This is a genomic window from Planomonospora algeriensis (assembly GCF_977012225.1).
In genome coordinates this window covers 1-1,518 of record NZ_CDRNDK010000827.1, presented here as the reverse complement: position 1 = coordinate 1,518, position 1,518 = coordinate 1, and the positions used below count along the sequence as shown (strand labels likewise).

Sequence of the window (1,518 nt, the reverse complement as noted above, 5' to 3'; positions counted from 1 at the left end):
GCTCGCGCAGCAGGAGGTAGTCGCCCAATCGCGTGGTCATAGGGCGGGCCGTCCAGTGCCGGCGCATCCCGCGACAGCGTCGGGCAGGACTTCCGGGACGGGTGGCCGCAAACGGTCTCGAAGGGTCTCATTGGCCGAGGAACGCCCGGATGCGCTGGGCGGTGCCGGTGTCGCCCGCGTAGGTCTCCAGCAGGGCGTGCAGGAAGCGGATCCCTTCGTCGCCGCGTGGTTCGAAGCCGAGTTCGGGTACGCCGAAGGCGTAGTGCGCCGCCTCGTCATCGACCTCGTACACCTCGAAGTCCTCTTCCGCAGGAGCCTCCGGGCCGCCGAGCACACCGTCCAGGAGGCGGCCACTGAATTCGGAGCGCTGAAGCCGCCGGGCGGCGAACTCCGGCAGGCCGTCGCGCGACAACGTCAGGCTCCGGTCCCACATCTCCTCGGCGAAGTCTCCCCAGGAAACGTTGAGAGCAGGCCGGATCTCGCCGATCGTCTCGAACCCGGGGCCGCTGGAGCTACCGCCGCCGTCGTAGTCGTAGCCGATCGATAGGAACGTGCGGTTCAGGACGGGTGAGGGGAACCTGCCCTCACCGGTGACGGGCACGAGCACCTGATCGCCGTCGAGGTCCGCAGCGAAGTGCGGTACGCCGTTGACCCGCACGGTGAGGGGGACGAGGTTGCCGAAGTAGCCGAGCAGCCGTTCCTCCTCGCCGCGCCAGAAGCCGTCTTCGAGACGGTCGTCTGCGTGAGGTAGGGCATCCCGCTCGCGAGCGGGGCCGAGGTCGGCGCTGAAGCGGATGGCGTCGGCGACGGCGTGCGGGGTGTCGCTCGTGATGTCCACCGTCGCGTCCGGAGAGAAGGTGAGAAGGTCGGGAACGATGCGCAGGGCGAAGGCCAGCGGGTCATCGTCGGGCTCCGGTCGGCCCAGCGCGGTGACGGTCCCAGCACCCTCCGGTCCGGATCTGATCAGTTCGAGAACGCCGCCGCGCGTGCGCAGCGCGAACTCACCGGCGCCTGCGATATGGACGGCGAGGAAGGACCGCAGCGGCAGAGCGGACACGTAATCCTGCTGGTCCCGCCAGTCGCCGTGGAAGAGCGCTGGCCCCTGGTAGATGGCCGCCAGTCTCCACTCATGGCCCCAGGACGCTTCGAGGACTTCCGGCGGTACGGCGGGCAGCAGGCGAGGAGCGGGGCCACCGTAGTGACGGCACAGCAATTCGGGTCGGCCCTGTCCGGTCCGGTCCGGGCGTAGAAGGCCAGGCCGTGGCCATGGTCGAGAAGGAGATCGTAGAAGTCGTGTCCGCCGGACCGCGAACCGGAGCTCCGGAGCGTGGACAGCAGGAACTGTCGTGCCCGGCGCGCGTTGAGCGTCTGCACCGCGGGCCAGGGTGATTCCTCATCTGCGTCGGCAGTGGAATCGTCGGTGGGATCGTCGAAGCCGTCTTCGTCGTTCTCGTCCCCGTACGGTTCCTCCTCGTCGTCGAACTCCTCATCATGGTGCTCCCCCACCGCCGGGGAGGG

Annotated in this window: 1 protein-coding gene; it reads right to left on the bottom strand. The window is 69.0% G+C overall.

From position 1 onward, the window contains the following. Window positions 1-127: 127 nt before the first annotated feature. Window positions 128-1,057, bottom strand: coding sequence for a hypothetical protein (locus ACWJ6R_RS36140; RefSeq protein ID WP_449066515.1), 930 nt, complete (start codon window positions 1,055-1,057; stop codon window positions 128-130). Window positions 1,058-1,518 lie beyond the last annotated feature (461 nt).